Source organism: Pseudomonas sp. KH_046_1, from assembly GCF_057839025.1.
On sequence record NZ_CM174481.1, the window covers coordinates 4,862,023 to 4,884,300 of the forward strand.

Below are 22,278 nucleotides of genomic sequence, written 5' to 3' on the forward strand. Positions count from 1 at the left end.
GGCTCGCTCCCACACTGGATCTATGCCACACCACAAATCCCTGTGGGAGCGAGCCTGCTCGCGATGGGGCCATATCAGACTACACGAGGGCTCAACGCTTCTCCTGATTGCGCGGCCAGCTCAGACTGAAGCACGCCCCGCCCAGGCTCTTGCTCTTGCCGATCAACGCGCGCCCGCCATGCCAATGGATGATGCGGCGCACAATGGACAGGCCTAACCCATGGCCTCCAGACGCGCGGGTACGGCTGTCGTCGAGACGCAGGAACGGCGTAAAGATCTTCTCCCACGCTGACTCCGGCACGCCCGGCCCGTCATCCTCGATATCCACCCGGCATCGCTGCTGCCCCACCTGATAGCTGATGGTCACCCGTGATTGCGCATGGCGCATGGCATTAGTCACCAGGTTCTGGATCGCCCGATGCAGATAGCGCGGTTCAGCCTCGACCCAGGCGTCGTCGTTATCGGCGGCCGACAGACACAATCCCCGTTGCACCGTGACGTCGGCGCGCAACGGCGCCAGTTCTTCGATCACCTGATCGACCAAGGCATCCAGATCGATCCGCTGAAAGTTCAGCGCCGGCGACCCCTGTTCGAGCCGCGCGTAGGTCAGCATCTCGTCAACCAGCCGGTCGAGGTCCTCGATGTCGTGGTCCATGCCCTGGCAGTATTTTTCCAGGGCTTGCGGCGTGGTGGCCGAGCCGATCATTTCCAGGCCAAAGCGCAGGCGCGCCACCGGCGTACGCAATTCGTGAGACACCGCGCGCACCAGTTCACGCTGGATCGCCAGCAACTGCTGCAAGTGTTCGGCCATGCCGTTGAACGCCGAGGCCAGCCGCCCCACCGAGTCCGCACCGCGCGCCGGCACGCGGGTTTCCAGGCTGCCCTTGGCAATGCGCGTGGCGGCGGCCTCCAGGCCACGCAAGCGTCGCTCGAGCTGACGCACCAGCAGATAGACGATCAAACCGATCAGCGTCAGGCCCAGCGCGGCGATCAGCACCAGCCATTCCGGCGGATAAGGATTCATCTGATACAACGGGCCGATTTCCAGGACCCACGGCGTGCCGACCATGCCGGCAAATACCCGGATCGAGTCGCCCCCCTTGCCCAGCGCCATCACGGTGTCACCCTCGGACACCCGGCGGCGCTGGTCTTCGTCCATGTCCGCCTGGTCGACAGTGACCAGGCGCAGGTCGAAGCCGAAGCCCTTGCTTTCCTTCAATTGCGCCAGGCGCAAGGGCTGGTCGGCGACCGGGGTGCGCACCAGTTCATCGGTCAACAGGTAGATGGTCGCCCGGGCCAGTTGCTCGCTGATCTGCTGCACTTCCCCGGTGAGCATCAACTGTTCCTTGTCGCTGACCAGCTTGTAGACCTTCGCCGCGTGCGGCCCGGTCTGTTCCACCAATGCCTGGCCGCGCAACACGCGAGTGCGTTGGGTAAGGTCGAGGTCAGTCTCGGCAAAGGTTTTCAGCGCCAGCGGAATCCCCAGCAGCCGCTCCCACACCAGCAAGGCCCGGTGGCGCTCGGTCTGGTTCATCGGTTGCAGGTTATCGGCCATCAACGAAAACGTGCCGTGGGCCAGGCGCTCGCGGTATTGCTCGCTGCGCACCTCATTGAGCAGGTGCAACGCCAGCACACCGAGCACCGCCACCAGAATCAGCGCGGCGCACATGCCGCCATAGATACGCAGGAAGATCGAGTTCACAGGGACGGGTCTACGCAAGCCTCGGGAACGAACAGATAGCCCTTGCTGCGCACGGTCTTGATCAGCCGTGGATGCTCCGGGTCATCGCCGATCTTCGGGCGGATGCGCGAGATGCGCACATCGATGGAGCGGTCCTGACCGTCATAGCCGATGCCCCGCAGCGCGGTGAAGATCTCCTCCCGGGAGAGGATGCGCCCGGCATTGGCCACCAATAGCCAGAGCAGGTCGAATTCGGCGCTGGTCAGCTCGATGCCGTTGCCCTGCAACCAGGCTTCGCGCAAGGCGTTGTCGACGATCAGCGGGCCGAACTGCAGGCGCCGCTGTTTTTCCGGAGCGACTTCAGGCGTTTCACTGCGACGCAACAAGGCCTGTATGCGCGCCAGCAGCAGGCGCGGGCGCACCGGTTTGCACACATAGTCGTCAGCACCCAGGTCCAGGCCGAGAATCTGGTCAGTGTCATCGGTGCGGGCGGTGAGCATCAGGATCGGGCCGTCATAGCGGGCACGGACCTTGCGGCAAATGCTCAGGCCATCTTCACCGGGGAGCATCAGGTCGAGGATGACCAGGTCCGGCTGTTCCTTGATGATGCGATTCGCCGCGAGCGCACCATTGCCTTCGATCGATACACGCAGGCCATTGGCTTCCAGGTAATCGCGGGTCAGTTCGGCCAGTCGCTGGTCGTCCTCCACAATCAATACCTGCCAGGCTTCTTGCTCCACGGGTGACCTCTGCTTGCCAAAAACACTCATAAGGAAGGATCCGCCCGTCTTTTTGTAATGATTCGGGGGGATAAAAATGTATACACGCTGGGCCGATTGTATAAACGTCGCCCGTCGAGAACACAAGCGGGTAAATGCGTTCGGACAACAGGGTTTTTTGTGATAGGGTTCGCGCCCTTAAAAATCCGCCCGGCCGTTTTCGTTCGTTGAAAATCGCTGAAAAAAGGTCCGGTCCAGCAAGGTCGCGGCCTACACGCCGGTTCCCTCTTTCACACACAATTTACGCACAGGTTTATCCACAGGCAGTACGTTGCAATCGCCCCCCAAAACGCATTATCTTGTAGCCCGGCGCTAAAAAAACCCTAGATGTAGGGTTTTGCGCAAAAAACCAAACACAAACCAGACACCAATTTCAAGCGCTTTTATTGCCTCTGTCCGGTTGAACCATACGTATTTTCGAAAGACCAAACCGCGCATGCGGATGGCTACTGTATTTCGGCCCCGAGTGGTGAAAACGGTACGGGTGTTGCAGTCCCAACTGTCACCTGCAAAGGACCAAGGTTTCAGGCCCAAGGCGTGAGACCAAAGACTTCGGCATGGAAGCGGCGCTCGATAAAGCCCCCTTCCTACTGTCCCGAAGTTGTTATGCCCGGCGCTCGCCGGTTGTAGTGCTTCAGGACGGAACGGTGGGCACCGTGATGGTGCCCAAACAAACATAGAGAATGTGGAGACACTCCCCCATGCAAACCGACACAACTCGCGAGAACCCGCAGGGCACCTTGCCGCAGGCCGCTGATTCGAATTCGGATCTGTCCGCCACCGCGCCTGGCCAACTGCGCGTGATCAAGCGTAACGGCACTGTCGTTCCCTACACCGATGACAAAATCACCGTCGCCATCACCAAAGCGTTCCTCGCAGTTGAAGGCGGCACCGCTGCTGCCTCGTCGCGAATCCACGACACCGTTGCCCGCCTGACCGAACAGGTCACCGCGACCTTCAAGCGTCGCATGCCATCGGGCGGCACCATCCACATCGAAGAAATCCAGGACCAGGTCGAACTGGCCCTGATGCGTGCCGGCGAGCAAAAAGTCGCTCGCGACTACGTGATCTACCGTGACGGTCGTTCGAAAGAACGCGCCGCCCACGCACCGGCCGAAGAAGCGGTCAATGCTCACCCGTCGATCCGCATCACCCGCGCCGACGGCACCTTTGCTCCTCTGGACATGGGCCGCCTGAACACCATCGTCACCGAAGCGTGCGAAGGCCTGGAAGAAGTCGACGGCGACCTGATCCAGCGCGAAACCCTGAAGAATCTGTACGACGGCGTGGCCCTGAACGACGTCAACACCGCCCTGGTGATGACTGCCCGTACCCTGGTTGAACGCGAGCCGAACTACTCGTTCGTGACCGCGCGCCTGCTGATGGACACCCTGCGCGGCGAAGGCCTGGGCTTCCTCGGTGTGGCCGAGAGCGCCACTCACCACGAAATGGCCGACCTGTACGCCAAGGCGCTGCCGGCCTACGTCGCCAAAGGTATCGAGTTCGAACTGCTGAACCCTGTGCTGGCCGAATTCGACCTGGAAAAACTGGGCAAGGCGATCAACCACGAGCGCGACCAGCAATTCACCTACCTGGGCCTGCAAACCCTGTACGACCGTTACTTCATCCACAAGGATGGCGTGCGTTTCGAACTGCCGCAGATCTTCTTCATGCGTGTAGCCATGGGCCTGGCGATCGAAGAGAAAGCCCGTGAAGACCGTGCCATCGAGTTCTACAACCTGTTGTCGTCCTTCGACTACATGGCATCGACCCCGACCCTGTTCAACGCCGGTACCCTGCGTCCACAGCTGTCGAGCTGCTACCTGACCACCGTGCCGGATGACCTGTCGGGCATCTACCACGCGATCCACGACAACGCCATGCTGTCGAAATTCGCTGGCGGCCTGGGCAACGACTGGACCCCGGTTCGTGCGCTGGGTTCGTACATCAAGGGCACCAACGGCAAGTCCCAGGGCGTCGTGCCGTTCCTGAAAGTAGTGAACGACACCGCCGTAGCGGTTAACCAGGGCGGCAAGCGCAAAGGCGCTGTGTGTGCCTACCTGGAAACCTGGCACATGGACATCGAAGAGTTCATCGAACTCCGTAAGAACACCGGTGATGACCGTCGTCGTACCCACGACATGAACACTGCCAACTGGATCCCTGACCTGTTCATGAAGCGCGTCTTCGATGACGGCAAGTGGACCCTGTTCTCGCCGTCCGAAGTACCGGACCTGCATGACCTGACCGGCAAGGCCTTCGAAGAGCGCTACGAGTACTACGAAGCCCTGACCGAGTACCCGGGCAAGGTCAAGCTGTTCAAGACCATCCAGGCCAAAGACCTGTGGCGCAAGATGCTGTCCATGCTGTTCGAAACCGGCCACCCATGGCTGACCTTCAAGGACCCGTGCAACCTGCGCAGCCCGCAGCAACACGTGGGCGTGGTCCACAGCTCGAACCTGTGCACCGAGATCACCTTGAACACCAACAAGGACGAGATCGCCGTTTGCAACCTGGGCTCGATCAACCTGCCGAACCACATCGTCGACGGCAAGCTGGACACCGCCAAGCTGCAACGCACCGTGAACACCGCCGTGCGCATGCTCGATAACGTGATCGACATCAACTACTACTCGGTGCCGCAAGCGAAGAACTCCAACTTCAAGCACCGTCCGGTCGGCCTGGGCATCATGGGCTTCCAGGACGCGCTGTACCTGCAGCACATCCCTTACGGTTCCATTGCAGCCGTCGAGTTCGCCGACAAGTCGATGGAAGCGGTCAGCTACTACGCGATCCAGGCTTCCTGCGACCTGGCCGACGAGCGCGGCGCCTACGAGACCTTCCAGGGTTCGCTGTGGTCCAAAGGCATCCTGCCGCTGGATTCGCAACAGATCCTGATCGAGTCCCGTGGCCAGAAGTACATCGATGTCGACCTGAACGAATCCCTGGACTGGGCACCGGTTCGCGCCCGTGTACAGAAAGGCATCCGTAACTCGAACATCATGGCCATCGCACCGACCGCGACCATCGCCAACATCACTGGCGTATCGCAGTCGATCGAACCGACCTACCAGAACCTGTATGTGAAATCGAACCTGTCGGGCGAATTCACCGTGATCAACCCGTACCTGGTTCGCGACCTGAAGGCTCGCGGTCTGTGGGACTCGGTCATGATCAACGACCTGAAGTACTACGACGGTTCGGTGCAGCAGATCGAGCGCATCCCGCAAGAACTCAAAGAGCTCTACGCGACTGCTTTCGAAGTGGACACCAAGTGGATCGTCGACGCGGCAAGCCGTCGTCAGAAGTGGATCGACCAGGCTCAGTCGCTGAACCTGTACATCGCTGGCGCTTCGGGCAAGAAGCTGGACGTGACCTACCGCATGGCCTGGTACCGTGGCCTGAAAACCACTTACTACCTCCGTGCCCTGGCCGCGACCAGCACCGAGAAGTCGACCATCAACACCGGTAAGCTGAACGCTGTTTCCAGCGGCGGCAACCACGGTGACGACTCGGTCCTGGCAGCGCCTGCAGGTCCTGCTCCAGTGCCGAAGGCTTGCGCCATCGACGAGCCGGATTGCGAAGCTTGCCAATAAGCTGAGCCGGTAAGCGTCGCAAGGCGCTTACTCGAAACCCCCGATCAGCCTCTGGCGGGTCGGGGGTTTTCTTTTGCCTGAAGGATGATGATGGCCGGACTGACGCCATCGCGAGCAGGCTCGCTCCTACAGTTGATCGTGTTTATCTGGAAAGACCCGGTCCCCTGTAGGAGCGAGCCTGCTCGCGATGAGGCCATCACCTCCAACGCAAAATCTCAGGCCACAAAAAAGCCCCTCTGATGAGGGGCTCCTTGCACAGCACTTTCCAGCATCAGGTCATCTGAATAATGGTCTGCATGATGGTGCTCTGAGTGGAGATGGTCTTGGCGTTCGCCTGGTAGTTGCTCTGCGCCTTGATCAGGTCGACCAGTTCATTGGTCAGGTTGACGTTGGACTCTTCCAGGGAGTTGGAAACGATCGAACCCAGGGTGCCGGTCTCCGGTGCATCGTAGCCCGGGATGCCCGACGCGTAGGTTTCTTTCCAGCCGGTGCCGCCTACCGGCTGCAGGCCTTGCTCGTTGGTGAAGCTGGCCAGGGAAATCTGGCCGATCGGCTTGGTCTGGTTGTTGCTGAAGTTGGCCAGCAGCACACCGCTGCCGTCGATGGTCAGGTTGGTGATCTGGCCCGTGGCGTAACCGTTCTGCGCCGGAATCGAACGCGCGGTGTCGGCGTTGAACTGGGTGGTGTTGGCCATGGCGATGGTCAATCCAGCCGGATCGGCTGCCGCGCCGTTGGCTGTCCAGACGCCATTGGTGACACTGCCCGGGGTCCAGTTGGTGATTTTCAGGTCACTGCTGATCACCGAAGTCGGTGGCGTGGTTGGCGGCGTAACGGGCGTACTGACCGAAGTCAGTTTGCCGGTGGAGTCGAACGACATGGTCGAAGCAACCGGCGCGGTAACGGTAGGATCACTGCCATCCGGATTGCGGCCATCGATCAGCGTGTAGGTGTCCCACGTGTTCGCTCCAGTCTTGACCATGTATTGATCCATGGTGTGCTGGTTACCCTGAGTATCGAAGATCGGGGTACTGAATGACTTGGTAAAGGTCTCGGTCTTGGACGGGTCGAACTTGTTCGCCGCCACTGTCTGGTCGATCACCGCCGAGGTGGAGTTCAGGTTGATCGTCGACGACACGGTGCTGGTGGACTTCGGCGCCAGGTTGGAGGTGTCGATCCGCAGGTCGGTCAGCACGCCATTGACGATCTTGCCGTTGGCATCCACACCGTAACCTTGCAGGCGGGCAGTGCCGTCGCTGTTGGTGACGTAGCCTTCCTTGTCGGTCTTGAACGTACCGGCACGGGTGTAGGTCAGCGAACCGTTGTTGCTCAGGACGAAGAAACCGTTGCCCTGGATACCCATGTCGAGCACGTTGCCGGTGTTGCTCACGTCACCCTGGCCGAACTGCTGGGAAACGTTGGCCAGGCGCACGCCGTTGCCGACAGTCTTGCTGCCGGTGCCCAGGCGGGTCGCCGAGTACACGTCTTCGAATTCTGCGCGGGACGATTTGAAACCGGTGGTCGCGACGTTGGCGATGTTGTTGCCGGTCACGTCCAGTTGTTTATTGGCTGCATAGAGACCGCTAAGGCCGATATTGAAAGACATCATCCACTCCTTTGTGCCGTGTTAGTCGGCTCTACATACCAATGGTTTGTACTTTGGACAGGGCAACGCTGCCCAGCCCGGCCAGATTGAGCATCAACTCACCGCCGGTCTGGCTGATGGTCACGCTGTTGACGGTGGCGGGCAGGTTGGTGATCAACGCGACGGACTGGCCATCGATCGTGCTCGTGGCGCCGAAGGTGTAGGTGCCCGCAGGTACCGTCTCACCCGCATCGTTCTTGCCGTCCCAGATGAAGCTGGCGTTGCCGGCCTTCTGCGAACCCAGGTCGATGGTGCGCACGGTCTTGCCGTCGGCGTCGGTGATCTTCAGGGTGGCGGACGCCACCGAAGACGGAACCACCACCGTGCCACTGAGGCTCTTGGTGGTATCGACCACGGCCTTGTCGCCCGGCGCGATGACCGAACGCCCCACCAGCGACGACGCCTGCAAGGCCTGGGACGAGTTGTAGTTGCTGGCCAGGCCGCTCACGGTGCTGTTCAGCGTGGTGATGCCTTCAAGGCTGCTGAACTGCGCCAACTGGGCCACGAACGCGCCGTTGTCCTGGGGCTCCAGCGGGTTCTGGTTTTTCAGCTGGGTCACCAGCAACTGCAGGAACGCATCCTTGCCCAGCGCCTTGTTGCCCGTGGCGCTGCCGGTTGCGGACGCGAGGCCGTCAGTCGTAGTGTTGGTCTTGATCGACGAGTTGGCCAGGATGTCGTTGAGGCTCAAACCACTGGTGGAATCGGTAACACTCATCTGAGTCGCCCCTTATCACTGACCGAGGGTCAGGACCTTCTGCATCATGGTTTTGGCGGTGTTCATCATTTCGGCGTTGGTCTGGAACGAACGGCTCGCGGAAATCATGTCGGCCATTTCTTCCACCACGTTGACGTTCGGGTAGTAGACGTAACCCTTGGCATCGGCCGCCGGATGGTTCGGCTCGTAGCGCGCCTCGAGATTGCTCTGGTCTTCGACCACACCCAGCACCTGCACGCCTTGGCCAGCGGCATCCTGGCTCTGGAACAGCGAGTCGCTGCCGCCGCTCTGCCCGCCCTGGAACATGGTGGCGAATACCGGGTGGCGCGCGCGGTAGGTCTGGTCGATGCTCGACGAGACCGTCTCGGCGTTGGCGATGTTCGAAGCGACGGTGTTCAAGCGCGTGGTCTGCGCACTCATGCCGCTACCGGCAATGTTGAAAACACTGGATAGAGACATGGCTTACTCTCCACGCAGGGCTGATACCAGCCCTTTGAATTTGCTGTTGAGCAGGGTGAAGCTGGCCTGGAAACCGATCGCGTTTTCCGCGTAGTTCGACTGTTCCAGCTGAGCGTCCACGGTGTTCTGGTCGATCGACGGTTGCATCGGCGTGCGATACAGCAACGACTCGTCGCCATTGCCCAGGCCTTCAGCTTCGATGTGACGGCTGTTGGTCATGTTCAAGGCGAAGGTGCCGCTTTTGGTTTTCTCGTTCTGCTCGGCGAGCACTTTCGAGAAGTCCAGGTCCCGAGCCTTGTAGTTCGGGGTATCGGCATTGGCGATGTTGTTGGCCAGGACTTCGGCACGCTGGGCGCGGAAGCCCAGGGCTTGTTCGTGGATACCGAGCGCTTTATCGAAGCTGATGCTCATGTCGGGAAACCTTCGGGTGACCTGATTTTTCGTAGGATCAACTTAGCAAGCCCCATGCCAATTCAAAAAAGCCCGGAAACCGGGGCTTTGCCGGCCATGGCAACGCGGCAATGCCAGAAAAGCGGCAACGGTTTTCCGCCGCATGCCGCTTTTCTGCCGCCTCCTCACCCTTTCAGAACACCGCCGGCCACTGTGGGAGCGAGCCTGCTCGCGATAGCGGTGTGTCTGGCAAAGCTGAACTCGACTGTCAGGACGCCATCGCGAGCAGGCTCGCTCCCACAGGGGTAGGTGGTACCTGTGAGAAATCATCAGGCACAAAAAAACGGGAGCCCTGAAGGACTCCCGTTTTTGATGAAATCAGTCCAATCACTTCGCCTGGTAAATGATCCCCGGGCTGCACTGAACCATCTGGTAATGATCCGGCAAACCGTTCAACGCTTCGGAAGCACCGAGGAACAGGTACCCGCCCGGCTTCAACGTGCTGTGGATACGCAACAGGATGTCCTTCTTCACCTCGGCGGAGAAGTAGATCAACACGTTGCGGCAGAACACGATGTCGAACTTGCCGAGGCTCGCGTAGCTGTCCAGCAGGTTGAAGGAGCGGAATTCCACCCGGCTCTTGATCGGCGCCTTGATCGCCCAGCGCCCCGGCCCTTTCGGGTCGAAGTAACGTTGCAGGCGCTCGGGTGACAGGCCGCGGCCGATGGCCAGGCTGTCGTACTCGCCGGTCTTGCAGTTGTTCAGCATGGTACCGGACAGGTCGGTGGCAACAATCTGCACACCCATCCTCAGCTGACCCAGGTTGACCCGCTCGAACTCGTCGATGGACATCGACAGCGAATACGGCTCCTGGCCCGACGAACACGCCGCCGACCAGATGCGCAGGCGCTGGCCGGGACTGGCCTTAATCGCTTCGGGCAGTACCTTGTTCTTCAAGACTTCAAACGGGTAGGTGTCACGAAACCACAGGGTTTCGTTGGTGGTCATGGCATCCACCACCTGCTCGCGCAAACCGCTGCGCGGCTGGGTCTGCATGCGCTGAACCAACTCACCCAAAGACTTGATGCCTTGCTGTTCCATCAGTTTGTTGAGACGGCTGGAGACCAGGTACTGCTTGTTTTCACCGAGCAAAATGCCACAGGCTTTTTCCAGGAATACCCGGAACTGTTCGAAATCCAAATTACCCGTAGACAATGATGCCGCCTCTTAAATCGTGTTGACTGCCAGGGGTGCGAGCCCCTAGCTGATATCTGCTGCTTTGATCCGGTCGACTACCCGGGATGCCAGGTCATCAGGACGGAACTTGGCCAGGAAGTCATCGGCACCGACCTTCTTGACCATCGCCTGATTGAATACCCCCGACAACGAAGTGTGCAGGATGATATGAAGCTTTTGCATGCGCGGGTCATTGCGGATTTCCGCCGTCAGGGTGTACCCGTCCATCTCCGGCATCTCGATGTCGGAGATCATCATCAGGAACTCTTCTTCCGGCTTCTTGCCCTCGTCGACCAGTTTGCGCAGGTAGTCCAGCGCTTGCCGACCGTCGTTCAGCGCCACCACTTCGACGCCGACCGTTTGCAGGCAACGCGTGACCTGCTTGCGCGCCACCGATGAGTCGTCGACCGTCAGCACGCGTAACGAAAGCGCCTTGTGCTGGGTTTCGACATCCACCACGCCCACGGAAATCGCTTCCGGTGTCGGCGCAACTTCCGCCAGCACCTTCTCGACGTCGATGATTTCGACCAGCTGGTTATCGACCCGCGTCACCGCCGTCAGGTAGTGATCGCGCCCGGTGCCCTTGGGCGGCGGATGGATCTCCTCCCAGTTCATGTTGACGATGCGCTCCACCGAGCGGACCAGGAAACCCTGGGTCTTGGTGTTGTACTCCGTGATGATCACGAAAGGGTTGTGCTTGTCCTTCAACGCACCGGAGCCGGTCGCCATCGCCAGATCAAGGATCGGGATGGTCGCCCCCCGGATGTTCGCCACGCCGCACACGACAGGACTGGACTTGGGCATCAGCGTCAGTTTGGGGCATTGCAGCACCTCCCGAACCTTGAACACGTTGATCCCGTACAGCTGCTGGCCGTCGAGACGGAACAACAACAGCTCAAGGCGATTCTGCCCCACCAGTTGCGTGCGCTGGTTTACCGAATCCATTACACCAGCCATGCCCAGACTCCTACACCAACGCCAAGTGTTGTTGCGACGCGCCTTCATCACTAAACGGCACGGCGCTTGCTTTTTTAATCGTTATGAACACAGAACCGACATTTTTCCGACGCCTGACCACACCCTGCCGAAAATTGCTCGGCGTGCTGGCGGCTGTTTGCCTGTTCAACGCTGGCAGCCCTGCCCTTGCTGACGCGGTTACCTTGCCTGACATGCTTATCGGCGTCACTCAGGGCTTTCTTGAATTCACCGTAGAAGACTATCTGGCTACCAGCCAAACGGAAGGTCGCTACGAGATCCAGGTCAACCCGCTCGATCCGCGCATGCACATGCCCATGTGCGACAGGGAATTGACAGCAACGCTTGAGAGTCCCAAGCCGTTGGGACGGGTTACGGTCAAGGTTCGCTGCGAGGGCGTTTCCCCCTGGACAGTCTTCGTGCCCGCTCAAATCCGCCTGTTTCGCGATGTCGTGACCAGCGCCCGGCCACTGCGCCGCGCCGCCATTGTCGAGCCTGGGGATGTGGTCCTGCGCGAGCGCGATATCAGCCTCACCAGCCAGGGCTACCTGACCTCTCTCGATCAGGCGATCGGGCAGCGACTGACCCGACCAATGGTCGCCGACCAGGTGATTACCCTGGTGCATATCGAACAGGCCGAGGTCATCCGCAAGGGTGATCAGGTGGTAATTACCGCCCGCAGCGGTACGCTCAGCGTGCGCATGCCGGGCGAAGCGCTGTCAAACGGCAGCCTGAGCGAACAGATCCGGGTGAAAAACCTCAACTCCCAGCGAGTCATCAAGGCGCAGGTCATGGCGCCGGGTCAGGTGGAAGTGTCCATGTAAGGCGCTCTGTTCATCAGAATGTGGCGCTTGCCGCGGCTGTTCCCTAGACTGTGTTCCAGGCACGGCAAGCGCTGGCGCGCGCAAGGTTCATTGATAAATGGGCCTAAAGTTTTCCAGGGAATGGCCGAAACCATGGCAAGCGTCCAAATTCCCAGAGGTTTTTATCATGGTCATCGATTTCAGCCGATTGAACAGCTCCTCGTCCCTTACGGGCAGTACACGTACCAGCGTCAGCAAGGAAAGCGCCGAGGCCGGCAAATCCGCGCCGCTGGAGTCCGCGGCCGAACAGGCCGGTACCGTCAAAAGCGGGGAATCGGTACATCTCAGCAATGAGGCTCAACAGTTGCAGAAGGTCACTGACAAGCTGCGCGATCAGCCTGCCGTCGACAACGCCCGCGTGGCCGAGTTGAAAGCAGCGATTGCCGATGGCAGCTATAAAGTCGACAGCAACCGTGTAGCCAGCAAACTGCTCAACTTCGAAGCCCAGCGCTAGGCCACCGCCGGCGCCAGGCTTTTGGACGCTTAAAACCCAAGGCCAGCCATGCACGACAATAATCTACTGCAACTGATCACCGACGACTTTGCCCCGGCGCAACACCTGCTGGAATTACTGCAGACCGAATCCCTCGCATTGCATGGCCGCGACATGCCATTGCTCGAGAACATCCTGGCGCAGAAACAGGCATTGGTCGTTTTGCTCGAACAGCATGGCCGCAAGCGCAGTGAAATTCTCGCCAGCCTCAACCTGCCGACCAACCGCGGCGGTCTGGAGCAATTGGCCGGCCAGTCGAGCATTGGCGAGCAGTTGCTGGCGCAAAGTGACGTGCTGACCGATCTCCTGGCTCAGTGCCAGGCCATCAACGCCAACAACGGCCAGTCGATCCTCACTCAGCAGGCCGCTACGGCCACCCAGCTGAAAATCCTCACCGGCGGTGAAACCCCGGCGCTTTACGATGCCAGCGGAACATTCTCCAAGCTTGCCAAGCCGCGCCCGCTCAGCCAGGCATGAGCCGGTCAATGCCCCCGCTCTATCAAGACGCGCAACATACTGGCAAACTGCCATACTGCCGTAGTCAAATTTTGTCTGGAGATTGATTAACCGTGTCCAATGCCTTATCCGTGGATGATGCTCCGCAGCCACCCAAGGTGCTCTCCACGCCCTTGGAAATCTCCAGCAACCTGCGCCAGCTGCTCGAAAGCCATGACCCGCTGATCATCACGTTCCACGAGCGCAGCCAGCGCTTCCAGAGCTATCTGGTGGACCTGGACCGTGACAGCAACATGATTGCCCTGGACGAAATGATTCCCCGTGATGGCGAGCGCTACCTGCTGGCGGGCGAGCCGTTCAGGGTCGAAGGCTTCCACGAAGGCGTACGCATTGCCTGGGAAAGCAACGGCCGGTTGAACATCGACGAATCCGCTGGCAGCCGCTGCTATCGCGGCGCCCTGCCCGACGAAGTGGTGTACCACCAGCGCCGTAATGCGTTCCGCGCCGCGCTGAAACTGGCACAACTGGTCAACGTCAACCTCGACGGCGAAAAGCTCAAGGCCCCCATCAGCGGCAAGCTGCTGGATATTTCCGCTACCGGCTGCAAACTGCGCTTCGACGGCGACATCACTGGCAGCCTGCAACTGGGTCAGGTTTACGACCGCTTCAACGCCGAACTGCCCTTTGGCAAGATGACCGCGCCGGTCGAGTTGCGTTATCTGCACTTCGAAGAAAGGATTTCCACCACCTTCGCCGGCGTTCGCTTCCATAACATGAGCGGGCTGGTGCAGCGTCAGGTCGAACGCTTCGTCTATCAGTTGCAACGTGAAGCACGTCGTTTCGACAAAGACGATCTCTGATAGAGCGCTTCAACAAAAAAACGGGCAGTCCCTTGCGGTGACTGCCCGTTTTTTTGTCCCCCGGTTTTAAGGCCTGGCCTCGGTAAAGCTTTGCTCGCGCCCCGAATCAGGGTCTTCTGGCGGTTGATCGGTTTCTGATTCGGATTCAGGTTCGGCTGGCGGTTCCGGATTCACCGGGTTGCACATCTGATCCTGCACCACCTGCTCATCAACACGCGGGTCGAGGCAGGCCACCAGTGGCGAACTCGTCATATTGTCCGGCATGGCCACGTGATGCAGCGGTGCGTCGTCGACCTGATGCAGGTTGGTCACCGCTTTCGGGCGAATCCGCCACACCAGCACCAACGCGAAGAAACTGAAGAAGGCATAGAGCATCTGGCTGCCGAACAACTTCATCAGCACGCCTGCCACCAGCGGCCCGATACTCGCGCCAACACCATAGGTCACCAGCAACATCGCCGTCAGGGACACCCGGCGATCGCCTTCGACATGGTCGTTGGAGAACGCCACTGCCAATGGATACAGGCAGAACTGCACCAGCGAACAGACAAAACCGGCGATAAACAGAATCTCCAACGGCACCTGCGGCATGATCGCCAGCGGCAGTGCAGCCAGTGCCAGGCTGAAGGCGAAACTGCGGATCAACACGGCCCGGTCGTAGCGATCGGACAACCAGCCCAATGGCCACTGCACCAGCAGCCCGGCAAAAATGCAGCTACCCATGAACAGACCGACCTGCTCCGTGGACAACCCTTGCTGCGAGGCATACAGCGGTGCCAGACCGTAGAACGAACCGACGATCAGGCCTGCCCCGAGCACCGTGCTCAATGACTGTGGCACGCGCTTGATAAAGAACCGTGGCTCCATCGGTGCCGGATGCAAGGGTGCCGGGTGAATCCGTCGGGTCAGCGCCACCGGCACCAGGCACAGGGCGAAACACAGGGCGACCAGCATCAGCAATTCCAGCCCCAGCGCCGGATGCATGACCAGAATCAGTTGCCCCATCACCAGGCCCAGGTAAGAGGCGATCATGTAACCGCTGAATACCAACCCGCGCTGATTGGCATCGGCCTGTTCATTGAGCCAGCTCTCGATCACCATGTACTGGCACATCATGCCGAGGCCGACGATCACCCGCAGGAACAGCCAGGCCGGCAACCAATCGGTCAGGCCATGACCCAACACCGCCGCGCCGACAATCCCGGCACAGGCCGAGTAGGCCCGGATATGCCCGACCCGGGCAATCAACCGGTGACCGATCTTGCCCCCCAGCACCAGGCCGAAGTAGTTGGCGGCCATCAAAGCACCGACCCACAGGCTGTCGACATGGTCGGCCGCCAGGCGCAGGCCCAGGTAAGTACTCAACAGGCCCGAGCCGATCAACATCATCAGCGAGGCGAAATACAGCGCTCGAAAGGATTTCCAGATTTGGCGCAACGAGCGGCTCCTTGCAGTGAGAATCGGCTACCGCTAAACGATAGCCGGATGTCGACGGATCGTCAGGCCTGGGTCGCTAAAACACGACGCTCCCAGGGAGTAATTTCATCATGGAAACTGCTCAGCTCCAGGGTCTTCGAAGCGATGTAGCCTTCGATGAATTCCGCGCCGAACAGTTCCTTGGCCAACTGGCTACGTTTCAGACGCTCAAGTGCCGCATGCAAGGTACACGGTAACGAAAGATTGTCCGGCACTTCGAACTCACCCTGGATCGGCGCACTCGGTTCCAGCGTGTTCTCGATGCCATGCAACCCCGCCGCCAGGCTTGCGGCAATCGCCAGATACGGGTTGGCATCGGCCCCTGGCAAGCGGTTCTCGACCCGACGGGCCACCGGTAAACTGGCCGGAATGCGCAGGCCGGCCGCCCGGTTGTCATGGGACCAGCAGGCATTATTCGGTGAGGCGTAAGGGTGGCACAAGCGCTGATAGGAATTCACGTTCGGCGCAAACAACGCGGTGAAGTCGGCCATGCAAACTTGCTGGCCGGCAATGAAGTGGCGGAACGTCGGCGTCTCCTGCCCCGCTTCATCACTGAACACGTTACGCCCCGAATCGATCTCCACCACACTTTGGTGAATATGCATCGAACTGCCCGGCGTATGCGGCAACGGCTTGGCCATGCACACCACGCTCAGGCCGTGCTTGAGGGCAACTTCCTTGAGCAAGTGCTTGAACAGGAACGTCTGGTCGGCCAGCAACAGCGGATCACCGTGCAGCAGATTGATCTCGAACTGGCTGACGCCCATTTCGTGCATGAAGGTATCGCGAGGCAACCCCAACGCAGCCATGCATTCGTAGACTTCATTGAAGAACGGCCGCAAGCCGTTATTGGAACTGACGCTGAACGCCGACTGACCGTCTTCGCGGCGACCGTCCAGCCCCAACGGCGGCTGGAACGACTGAGTCGGGTCGGTGTTGGGCGCAAAAACGAAGAACTCAAGCTCGGTCGCCACCACGGGCGCCAGGCCGCGGGCCGCGTAACGGGCGATCACGGCCTTGAGCTGGCCACGGGTCGACAGATTTGAGCTGGTGGTGGTGCCCAGTTCATTCGCGTCGCAAATGGCGAAGCCCCGCGGTGGATGGCTCCAGGGCAAGCGGTGGATTTGTGCCGGGTCCGGGATCAGCGCCAGGTCGCCATCATCGCTGCCGTAAAAACGCGCCGGCGGATATCCGCCCATGATGCATTGCAGCAGCACGCCCCGTGCCATCTGCAAACGTCGACCGTCGAGAAAACCCTCGCAGGTCATCACTTTGCCCCGTGGAACGCCATTCAAATCCGGCGTGACACACTCAACTTCATCAATGCCCGTCAATCGCTGCGCGAGTGAACTCAGGCCAACGGTTGTCATGACGCTATCCTTGTTATTGTGCGGGCCGCGAACGGCGACCGTACAAAATAGGCTCCGCGTGTTCGGAATTTCAAGCAGCGTCGAAAATTTTGCTGCCCGTCAGGGCAGGTAAAGGCGGAACACTCCACCGCCCAACGGACCACCATTGCTGATTTCGGTACGCCCACCCACGCCGTTGCGTTGATGCAGCGCGGCAATTCGCCCGGCAAAGTACAGGCCCAGCCCGGTGCTGCCAGTGCTTTGATTGATGCCCTGCACGTAATCGGCCTGACGCTCGAGCATCTGCGCCGGGTATCCCTCGCCATCGTCATTGATAGTCAACACCAGTTGCCCGGCTTCGTCGCTGACGCTGATCAAAACGGCATGCCGTGCAAAGCGAATGGCGTTGTTGATGCAGTTGGCCAATACCGACGCGATCAACTCACGGTCGAAGAAACCCAACGGGCTCAGTGGGTCCACTTCATAGGTGGCCATGATGCCGCGACTGGCGAACACCTCCTGATGGCATGCCAGTTGCGCCTCGATGAAGTCGTCCAGTTCATGGTAGGCCGGTTGCAAGGGCATCTGGTTGACGCCGAGCTTGTACAGCCCCAGCAACTGCACCAGCATGCCGTTGAGGTGGGCGAACTCGAAGTCAATCACGCCCTGCTCCGGCGTCTTCTGCGCCGACTCCGGCAATCGCCCCAGCCACTGGCTGTGGGCCTGCATCAGCATGGCCAGCGAGTTCTTCATGTCGTGCACGGTAGAGGCGATCACCGTGGAGAAATCCAGTGCCTGCTCATTGTCATTCATTGGCCAAGCGCCTTACTTTTCAGCTTCTGGTAACGCGGATAGCGCGCGTCGGAGTCGGGCATCAGGCCGACCATTTTCAGGCAGGCCCGGCACTCCTCCAGCTCCGCCGAAGGAGCGCTGGTATCGGTGCCATGCAACAACGACTGCGCCATGTTCAGGGCGATACTGATGTTCTTCGGTTGCATCGCCAGGGCTTTGCGGAATACCTGCCGGGCCTCCACCAGGTTGCCGGTCTTGTACACGCGCACGCCCTGACGGTTGAGTTCCGCGGCGGCGTTGCCGGAATTGAGGATGCTCGGGTCGTCGGTCTGCTTGGCGATGTCCTTCATGACCACTGGATCGTCGCCATAGATTTCCACGCAGTTTTTCAGCATCGCGGTACCGGCCTCGGTCTGCCCGAGCAGTTTCAGCTGCTTGGCCACCAGCAAAGCGGCTTCGGCGCTCATGAATTGCTCCATGCCATCCAGGCGCAACAAGGCTTGCTCGGTAAGCTTGTCCGCCGTCTCGGCATCATTGAGCAACAGGCTGGTGGCCTTCATCAGGCGCGCGCGGATTTGCAGGCCCGGATCGGAAGGGTTTTCCTTGGCCACGGCGCTCAAGGTGGTGTTGATTTCCAGTCGGGTCCGCGTGTCCAGGCCCCTTTCGCTGCCCTTGCTGATCAATGCATGGGCCAGGCCAAGGTTGCTCTCGGCATCCTTGAACCGCGACTGCGCGCCCTGGCTCACGGCTTGGCGGTAGGCCTTGGCCGCCGTGTCGAAGTCCTCGTTGGTCATCGCCAGCTTACCGAGCAATGCCTGGCGACGCACCGCCAGCGGCGACAGGCGAATCGCCTCTTCCAGGACACGCTGCGCCCCCTTGGTGTCCCCTTCGGCGACCAGCACGTCAGCCATGCCGTCGTAGAGCGCGGGCATCATCGGGAAGACTTTCAGGGCTTTCTCATAAATGCCCTTGGCTTGCCCGACCTGACCGCGCTTGAACAACAACTTGCCCAACCCGGCAAACGCCCATGGCAACGGACGGTCGGCGATGATGCCGTCGTAGAGGCGCTCCAGCGCTTCGTTCTGATTCAGGTCGCGCAGGGCATCGGCGCGATAGCGCAAGCACAGTGGCGAATAGCGGATGTCTTGCTTGCACAGGGCGATACAGGCGTTGAGCACCTCCATCGGCTTGCCCCGGTCGAGGGCCTGCAGGATCGGCTTGAGCAGGGTCTTGCGCTGCTCCAGGCGCTCCAGGCGCTGGGCCAGGCTGGAACGGTTGAACGGCTTGGTCAGGTAGGCATCGGGCTCATGCTCCAGCGCACTGAGCACCATGGCCTGGCTGGTTTCGGCGGTGACCATGACGAACACCGCTTCATGGCTGATCAGTTTTTCTTCCATCAGGTCTTCGAGCACCTGCTGGCCGTTCTTCTTGCCGTCGCCCAGGTGAAAGTCCTGCAGGATGAAATCGTAGGCCTTCTGCGAGCACATTTTCAGCGCCTGCTCGCCGGTATCGGCAGTGTCCACTTCCTTGACGCCCAGTTCACGCAGCATCGACCTGACCGAACTGCGAAAGTCCGAGAAATCATCGACGATCAGAAAACGCTTTTGGTGATACGACAGCATCGAAGATTTCCAGGCAATTTAAGAAGAAGAACCCAAAGACAAATACACGGACGGACTCAGCTTCGCAGCCCTTGATTTGGCGCGCTGATGATAAAGGGTGGCACTAGGCCATCAAACACCTTCGCATAGACAATGAACCCCCATGCCGACCGGAAGAGACGAACAAGTCCCTGACTGCCCGGGTTATCGGCCAGCAACAGCGTTCCCTTGAGAACCTTCCCCGACGCTCATTCTGAATATGTGAAGCCCTTACTGAAAACGACACCTCGCGCACAAAAAAATGCTGATACATGAACACCAGCAATACATGAACATCAGCAAATGCCGGTGGCTGGCCAGGCAGAATTCGCCGATAAATTGACTAAGTCGATATTGGCACTCCTAAGTGAACACCACTCGTCGATTAATTGACGAATGCAATCAGGATCAGACCTTGGCCACTGGCCACCTGTGGCGAGCCTAATACCTTGATTTTCGAGGGTTACCCCCCCCTCTTGAGAGCAGCGGTCAGGCCTACTCGCACTGGGCGTACATCGAGGACCGACGGATGGGCAGGCAGGTAGCGCTCCGGGCTGGCCTAGAATCAGTTGAGAGGCGGGAGGGAGCACATCATCATGCGTAAATCACTGATAATTATTCGTATAAATCTTCTCTCTCGGGCCTTGCCTGCCTTTTGGAAACGTTCGCCCTCCCTGCCGGTGCTGTTGATGGAAATGGCCCAAGGGGCTCTGGAGGCCATCACCGGTTTTTCAAGGGGGTCAGGAAGATCATGACTGACCAAAAAGAACCCATTCGCGTGATGTTGATCGATTGTCGCCCCCTCGTGCTCAAGGGCCTTCACGACTTGATCAATGCCAGAAAGCCCCAGATGGAAGTGATAGCACAGGCCACCACTTATACCAGTGCGCTGGATCTTGCCGATCAGTTGCGGCCCAACGTCATTTTTTTCAGTTTCTTTCCGGATGCGCTAAATCCTCTGGAGGTCGTCGCGGGACTCACCCGTAGCGCCGAAATGAAAGTGCTGCTGCTCAAGGGCCTATACGAAGTCGTCCCCGCTGCCCAGGCGATAGAAGCTGGCGCTCGCGGCATCGTGCTGGCGGAAGACCCGACGGAATCGATTATCCAGGCCATCCTCAAGGTCCACCACAGCGACTTCGCAATGGATAGAGCCTGGGCTGGCGGCCTTTCCGGCTATTCCGCGACCGGGCACATACCCTTGAAATGCAATCTGGAGCGGGCGAAACAGGCGCGGTTGACGCTGCGCGAGAGAGAACTGATTCGCGCCATCGTGGGCGAACCGTCCGCCAAATATGTGAGCATCGCCGGGCGCCTGGGGATCAGCGAGCACACCGTGCACAACCACCTCAGCAACATCTATCAAAAGCTTAATCTCATCAACCGCATCGACTTGTTGATGTATGCGCTGAAACACGGGCTCACCAATGAAGCACCGACCGAGTCCGTCTGGGTGGAACTGGATTGAAATTCAAGTCAATACAAGACGGTCTGCCCTTCACTTTCAGGGGGTAGGTCGTCACTGTCTCGCCGTCCTTGTCGAAGACCCAGAACAGGGTACCCGCAATGCTGATGTCGTTCCTGGTGTCCCCTGCCGCGTTAACCCGTATCTACCCGCCGCGCTCATTAAGCCTTGTGCTGCTCGATAGTTCACGGCGGATGCGATCATGCGGATCCGTTCACGCGCGCGATGCCTCAGGCACTGCCAAAAAAGATGTCGTTACTCTGAAGATCGACCCCGACCAAGGTGATGGTCGTTGTTTTAAGTTGGCGGCGAAACTCTGGGTGTCGTTGTCGTCAGCGTCTCCTGCTGGGTCGCGCCTGCCGAGTCGTCGGGATTCACGTACCACGAAGTGGTGACGATCGGCGTGTACAGGCGGGATGGGAGATTCAGACTACGGAGAGGAGATGGAATGTCACGAAGGTAGAGTTGATGGCTTCGAAAATCCCTGGCACCTGAATTTGTCGAACTTTATCTACAAGTCGTGAAAACGAAGCGTTGAAACAGGCAGGGGAGCTGCAAAATATGGTGTCCCAGGGCAGGTTCGAACTGCCAACCTTCCCCTTAGGAGGGGGATGCTCTATCCAATTGAGCTACTGAGACACACGTTGACCGCGACGAAACGCGATGCGATGGACGGCGTGCATGTTAACGGCCGGGCTGGCTTTTGTCATGTCGTCCGTAGGGCTTTTTAAGTGTAGGCATTCGCCTCGGCCGGGCGCGGACTTGTTTACCGTGCAAATTGCATCACCGCAAAAAGCCATCATTGAAAAATGCAATATTGCGCTTTACCAAAAATAACTTAATTCATTGTTTTTAAAGAATTTAATTGCCGATAGACTCTGGCGTGCGAGCTGCTGGCAGCGACAAGCGACCAGCACGACTTTGTCAGCCAGGAAAACATCCTGGTACCGGCTCCATCTGCCGAACGCTTGGTATTTTGAAATGACCCCCACCAGGAGCACAGCATGTCCAGATCAGCCGCGAGTTTCTTCATCCTCGCCATGTTGAGTGGCATTTTTCATCTGTCATTGACCCAGGACGTGGTCGTCACCCTCCCCCTGATCGCCTGTGGCGTATTCAGCGCCCTGTTCGTGCTCGCATTGATTGCCGGACGCAAGATCAAGTTTGATCCGGTACTGCGTTGATCCGACATGGCAGATCCAGTGCAAGGGCCTGCCATCCATCCTGAATTCCCCCCCGCTATACGACCTCCCCTAGTAAATCGGCCATTTGCCACTATTCTGTAAAAGGCAAGGAACAGGGATCGAGTCGGCTTTTGCTGCCCGTCAGAAGCCTTTCGTGGGTTGGAGAAAGCGCTAAGCGATACGGCCCGGTCGAACTTTTCAAACCAGTCTGCATTTCTGATAATTGGTGC

At 59.4% G+C, this 22,278-nt stretch carries 20 protein-coding genes and 1 tRNA gene; 8 read left to right on the top strand and 13 right to left on the bottom strand.

What is annotated here, in order from left to right:
* Window positions 1-91 precede the first annotated feature (91 nt).
* Together AC3IT9_RS22255 and AC3IT9_RS22260 are read right to left on the bottom strand one after the other, a co-directional pair.
* Complete coding sequence (locus tag AC3IT9_RS22255) at window positions 92-1,702, bottom strand: ATP-binding protein (protein ID WP_150754068.1); 1,611 nt, start codon at window positions 1,700-1,702, stop codon at window positions 92-94.
* On the bottom strand, window positions 1,699-2,421 hold the full coding sequence (locus AC3IT9_RS22260; RefSeq protein ID WP_008051517.1) for a response regulator: 723 nt from the start codon (window positions 2,419-2,421) through the stop codon (window positions 1,699-1,701). Before AC3IT9_RS22260 ends, AC3IT9_RS22255 begins: the two co-directional genes overlap by 4 nt.
* Window positions 2,422-3,161: 740 nt before the next feature.
* On the opposite strand from AC3IT9_RS22260, the gene AC3IT9_RS22265 reads away from it, so the two are divergent.
* On the top strand, window positions 3,162-6,056 hold the full coding sequence (locus AC3IT9_RS22265) for a ribonucleoside-diphosphate reductase subunit alpha (RefSeq protein WP_353741460.1): 2,895 nt from the start codon (window positions 3,162-3,164) through the stop codon (window positions 6,054-6,056).
* A 271-nt stretch (window positions 6,057-6,327) separates the two neighbouring features.
* On the opposite strand, the gene flgE is transcribed toward AC3IT9_RS22265, so the two are convergent.
* The 6 genes from flgE to AC3IT9_RS22295 form a co-directional block, all read right to left on the bottom strand.
* Entirely contained in the window at window positions 6,328-7,659 is a 1,332-nt protein-coding gene (gene flgE, locus AC3IT9_RS22270; protein WP_489271045.1) for a flagellar hook protein FlgE, read from the bottom strand.
* Between the two features lie 31 nt (window positions 7,660-7,690).
* The gene (flgD, locus tag AC3IT9_RS22275) at window positions 7,691-8,413 is read right to left on the bottom strand and encodes a flagellar hook assembly protein FlgD (protein WP_150726104.1); all 723 of its coding nucleotides are present in this window, start codon (window positions 8,411-8,413) and stop codon (window positions 7,691-7,693) included.
* A gap of 15 nt (window positions 8,414-8,428) precedes the next feature.
* Window positions 8,429-8,872 (bottom strand): flagellar basal body rod protein FlgC, encoded by a 444-nt coding sequence (gene flgC, locus AC3IT9_RS22280; protein ID WP_007980123.1) that lies wholly within the window; start codon window positions 8,870-8,872, stop codon window positions 8,429-8,431.
* Window positions 8,873-8,875: 3 nt separating this feature from the next.
* Window positions 8,876-9,283, bottom strand: a complete 408-nt coding sequence (gene flgB / locus AC3IT9_RS22285; RefSeq protein WP_008051530.1) for a flagellar basal body rod protein FlgB — start codon at window positions 9,281-9,283, stop codon at window positions 8,876-8,878.
* 366 nt (window positions 9,284-9,649) lie between these two features.
* On the bottom strand, window positions 9,650-10,477 hold the full coding sequence (cheR, locus tag AC3IT9_RS22290) for a protein-glutamate O-methyltransferase CheR (protein WP_007994597.1): 828 nt from the start codon (window positions 10,475-10,477) through the stop codon (window positions 9,650-9,652).
* Between the two features lie 45 nt (window positions 10,478-10,522).
* The gene (locus AC3IT9_RS22295; RefSeq protein ID WP_008051531.1) at window positions 10,523-11,455 is read right to left on the bottom strand and encodes a chemotaxis protein CheV; all 933 of its coding nucleotides are present in this window, start codon (window positions 11,453-11,455) and stop codon (window positions 10,523-10,525) included.
* A gap of 83 nt (window positions 11,456-11,538) precedes the next feature.
* Here AC3IT9_RS22295 and flgA point away from each other — a divergent pair, with 83 nt between their 5' ends.
* The 4 genes from flgA (at window position 11,539) to AC3IT9_RS22315 (ending at window position 14,145) form a co-directional block, all read left to right on the top strand.
* On the top strand, window positions 11,539-12,297 hold the full coding sequence (gene flgA / locus AC3IT9_RS22300) for a flagellar basal body P-ring formation chaperone FlgA (RefSeq protein WP_150726099.1): 759 nt from the start codon (window positions 11,539-11,541) through the stop codon (window positions 12,295-12,297).
* Between the two features lie 166 nt (window positions 12,298-12,463).
* Window positions 12,464-12,790, top strand: coding sequence for a flagellar biosynthesis anti-sigma factor FlgM (gene flgM, locus AC3IT9_RS22305; protein ID WP_150726098.1), 327 nt, complete (start codon window positions 12,464-12,466; stop codon window positions 12,788-12,790).
* A 48-nt stretch (window positions 12,791-12,838) separates the two neighbouring features.
* On the top strand, window positions 12,839-13,306 hold the full coding sequence (locus tag AC3IT9_RS22310) for a flagella synthesis protein FlgN (RefSeq protein ID WP_489271047.1): 468 nt from the start codon (window positions 12,839-12,841) through the stop codon (window positions 13,304-13,306).
* A 92-nt stretch (window positions 13,307-13,398) separates the two neighbouring features.
* Entirely contained in the window at window positions 13,399-14,145 is a 747-nt protein-coding gene (locus AC3IT9_RS22315; protein ID WP_150754072.1) for a flagellar brake protein, read from the top strand.
* A 66-nt stretch (window positions 14,146-14,211) separates the two neighbouring features.
* Here the strand turns inward: AC3IT9_RS22315 and AC3IT9_RS22320 are convergent, their stop codons facing one another.
* From AC3IT9_RS22320 to AC3IT9_RS22335, 4 genes are all read right to left on the bottom strand, one after another.
* On the bottom strand, window positions 14,212-15,582 hold the full coding sequence (locus tag AC3IT9_RS22320; protein WP_150726095.1) for an MFS transporter: 1,371 nt from the start codon (window positions 15,580-15,582) through the stop codon (window positions 14,212-14,214).
* A gap of 62 nt (window positions 15,583-15,644) precedes the next feature.
* On the bottom strand, window positions 15,645-16,889 hold the full coding sequence (locus tag AC3IT9_RS22325; RefSeq protein ID WP_191633632.1) for a glutamine synthetase family protein: 1,245 nt from the start codon (window positions 16,887-16,889) through the stop codon (window positions 15,645-15,647).
* A gap of 201 nt (window positions 16,890-17,090) precedes the next feature.
* Window positions 17,091-17,783, bottom strand: coding sequence for a sensor histidine kinase (locus AC3IT9_RS22330; RefSeq protein ID WP_489271048.1), 693 nt, complete (start codon window positions 17,781-17,783; stop codon window positions 17,091-17,093).
* Window positions 17,780-19,384 (bottom strand): response regulator, encoded by a 1,605-nt coding sequence (locus AC3IT9_RS22335; RefSeq protein ID WP_489271050.1) that lies wholly within the window; start codon window positions 19,382-19,384, stop codon window positions 17,780-17,782. Before AC3IT9_RS22335 ends, AC3IT9_RS22330 begins: the two co-directional genes overlap by 4 nt.
* 614 nt (window positions 19,385-19,998) lie before the next feature.
* Between AC3IT9_RS22335 and AC3IT9_RS22340 the strand changes: the two genes are divergently transcribed.
* Together AC3IT9_RS22340 and AC3IT9_RS22345 are read left to right on the top strand one after the other, a co-directional pair.
* Entirely contained in the window at window positions 19,999-20,157 is a 159-nt protein-coding gene (locus AC3IT9_RS22340) for a hypothetical protein (RefSeq protein ID WP_489271051.1), read from the top strand.
* Window positions 20,154-20,867, top strand: coding sequence for a response regulator transcription factor (locus tag AC3IT9_RS22345; protein WP_150754076.1), 714 nt, complete (start codon window positions 20,154-20,156; stop codon window positions 20,865-20,867). The genes AC3IT9_RS22340 and AC3IT9_RS22345 overlap by 4 nt, the downstream gene beginning before the upstream one ends.
* Window positions 20,868-21,426: 559 nt before the next feature.
* Here the strand turns inward: AC3IT9_RS22345 and AC3IT9_RS22350 are convergent.
* A tRNA-Arg gene (locus AC3IT9_RS22350) sits at window positions 21,427-21,503 on the bottom strand.
* A gap of 365 nt (window positions 21,504-21,868) precedes the next feature.
* Between AC3IT9_RS22350 and AC3IT9_RS22355 the strand changes: the two genes are divergently transcribed.
* Window positions 21,869-22,048 carry a PA3371 family protein gene (locus AC3IT9_RS22355; protein ID WP_150756528.1) on the top strand — a complete coding sequence of 60 codons (180 nt, stop codon included), beginning with the start codon at window positions 21,869-21,871 and terminating at the stop codon, window positions 22,046-22,048.
* Window positions 22,049-22,278: the final 230 nt, after the last annotated feature.

What these genes read in the sequence shown, in the direction of transcription:
- flgA (WP_150726099.1), top strand. Translation starts at nt 11,539, where the DNA reads ATGAACACAGAACCGACATTTTTCCGACGCCTGACCACACCCTGCCGA.
- flgD (WP_150726104.1), bottom strand. Translation starts at nt 8,413, where the DNA reads ATGAGTGTTACCGATTCCACCAGTGGTTTGAGCCTCAACGACATCCTG.
- flgM (WP_150726098.1), top strand. Translation starts at nt 12,464, where the DNA reads ATGGTCATCGATTTCAGCCGATTGAACAGCTCCTCGTCCCTTACGGGC.
- AC3IT9_RS22345 (WP_150754076.1), top strand. Translation starts at nt 20,154, where the DNA reads ATGACTGACCAAAAAGAACCCATTCGCGTGATGTTGATCGATTGTCGC.
- AC3IT9_RS22355 (WP_150756528.1), top strand. Translation starts at nt 21,869, where the DNA reads ATGTCCAGATCAGCCGCGAGTTTCTTCATCCTCGCCATGTTGAGTGGC.
- flgE (WP_489271045.1), bottom strand. Translation starts at nt 7,659, where the DNA reads ATGTCTTTCAATATCGGCCTTAGCGGTCTCTATGCAGCCAATAAACAA.
- flgC (WP_007980123.1), bottom strand. Translation starts at nt 8,872, where the DNA reads ATGTCTCTATCCAGTGTTTTCAACATTGCCGGTAGCGGCATGAGTGCG.
- AC3IT9_RS22325 (WP_191633632.1), bottom strand. Translation starts at nt 16,889, where the DNA reads ATGACCTGCGAGGGTTTTCTCGACGGTCGACGTTTGCAGATGGCACGG.
- AC3IT9_RS22330 (WP_489271048.1), bottom strand. Translation starts at nt 17,783, where the DNA reads ATGAATGACAATGAGCAGGCACTGGATTTCTCCACGGTGATCGCCTCT.
- flgB (WP_008051530.1), bottom strand. Translation starts at nt 9,283, where the DNA reads ATGAGCATCAGCTTCGATAAAGCGCTCGGTATCCACGAACAAGCCCTG.
- AC3IT9_RS22295 (WP_008051531.1), bottom strand. Translation starts at nt 11,455, where the DNA reads ATGGCTGGTGTAATGGATTCGGTAAACCAGCGCACGCAACTGGTGGGG.
- AC3IT9_RS22310 (WP_489271047.1), top strand. Translation starts at nt 12,839, where the DNA reads ATGCACGACAATAATCTACTGCAACTGATCACCGACGACTTTGCCCCG.
- AC3IT9_RS22265 (WP_353741460.1), top strand. Translation starts at nt 3,162, where the DNA reads ATGCAAACCGACACAACTCGCGAGAACCCGCAGGGCACCTTGCCGCAG.
- AC3IT9_RS22335 (WP_489271050.1), bottom strand. Translation starts at nt 19,384, where the DNA reads ATGCTGTCGTATCACCAAAAGCGTTTTCTGATCGTCGATGATTTCTCG.
- AC3IT9_RS22340 (WP_489271051.1), top strand. Translation starts at nt 19,999, where the DNA reads ATGCGTAAATCACTGATAATTATTCGTATAAATCTTCTCTCTCGGGCC.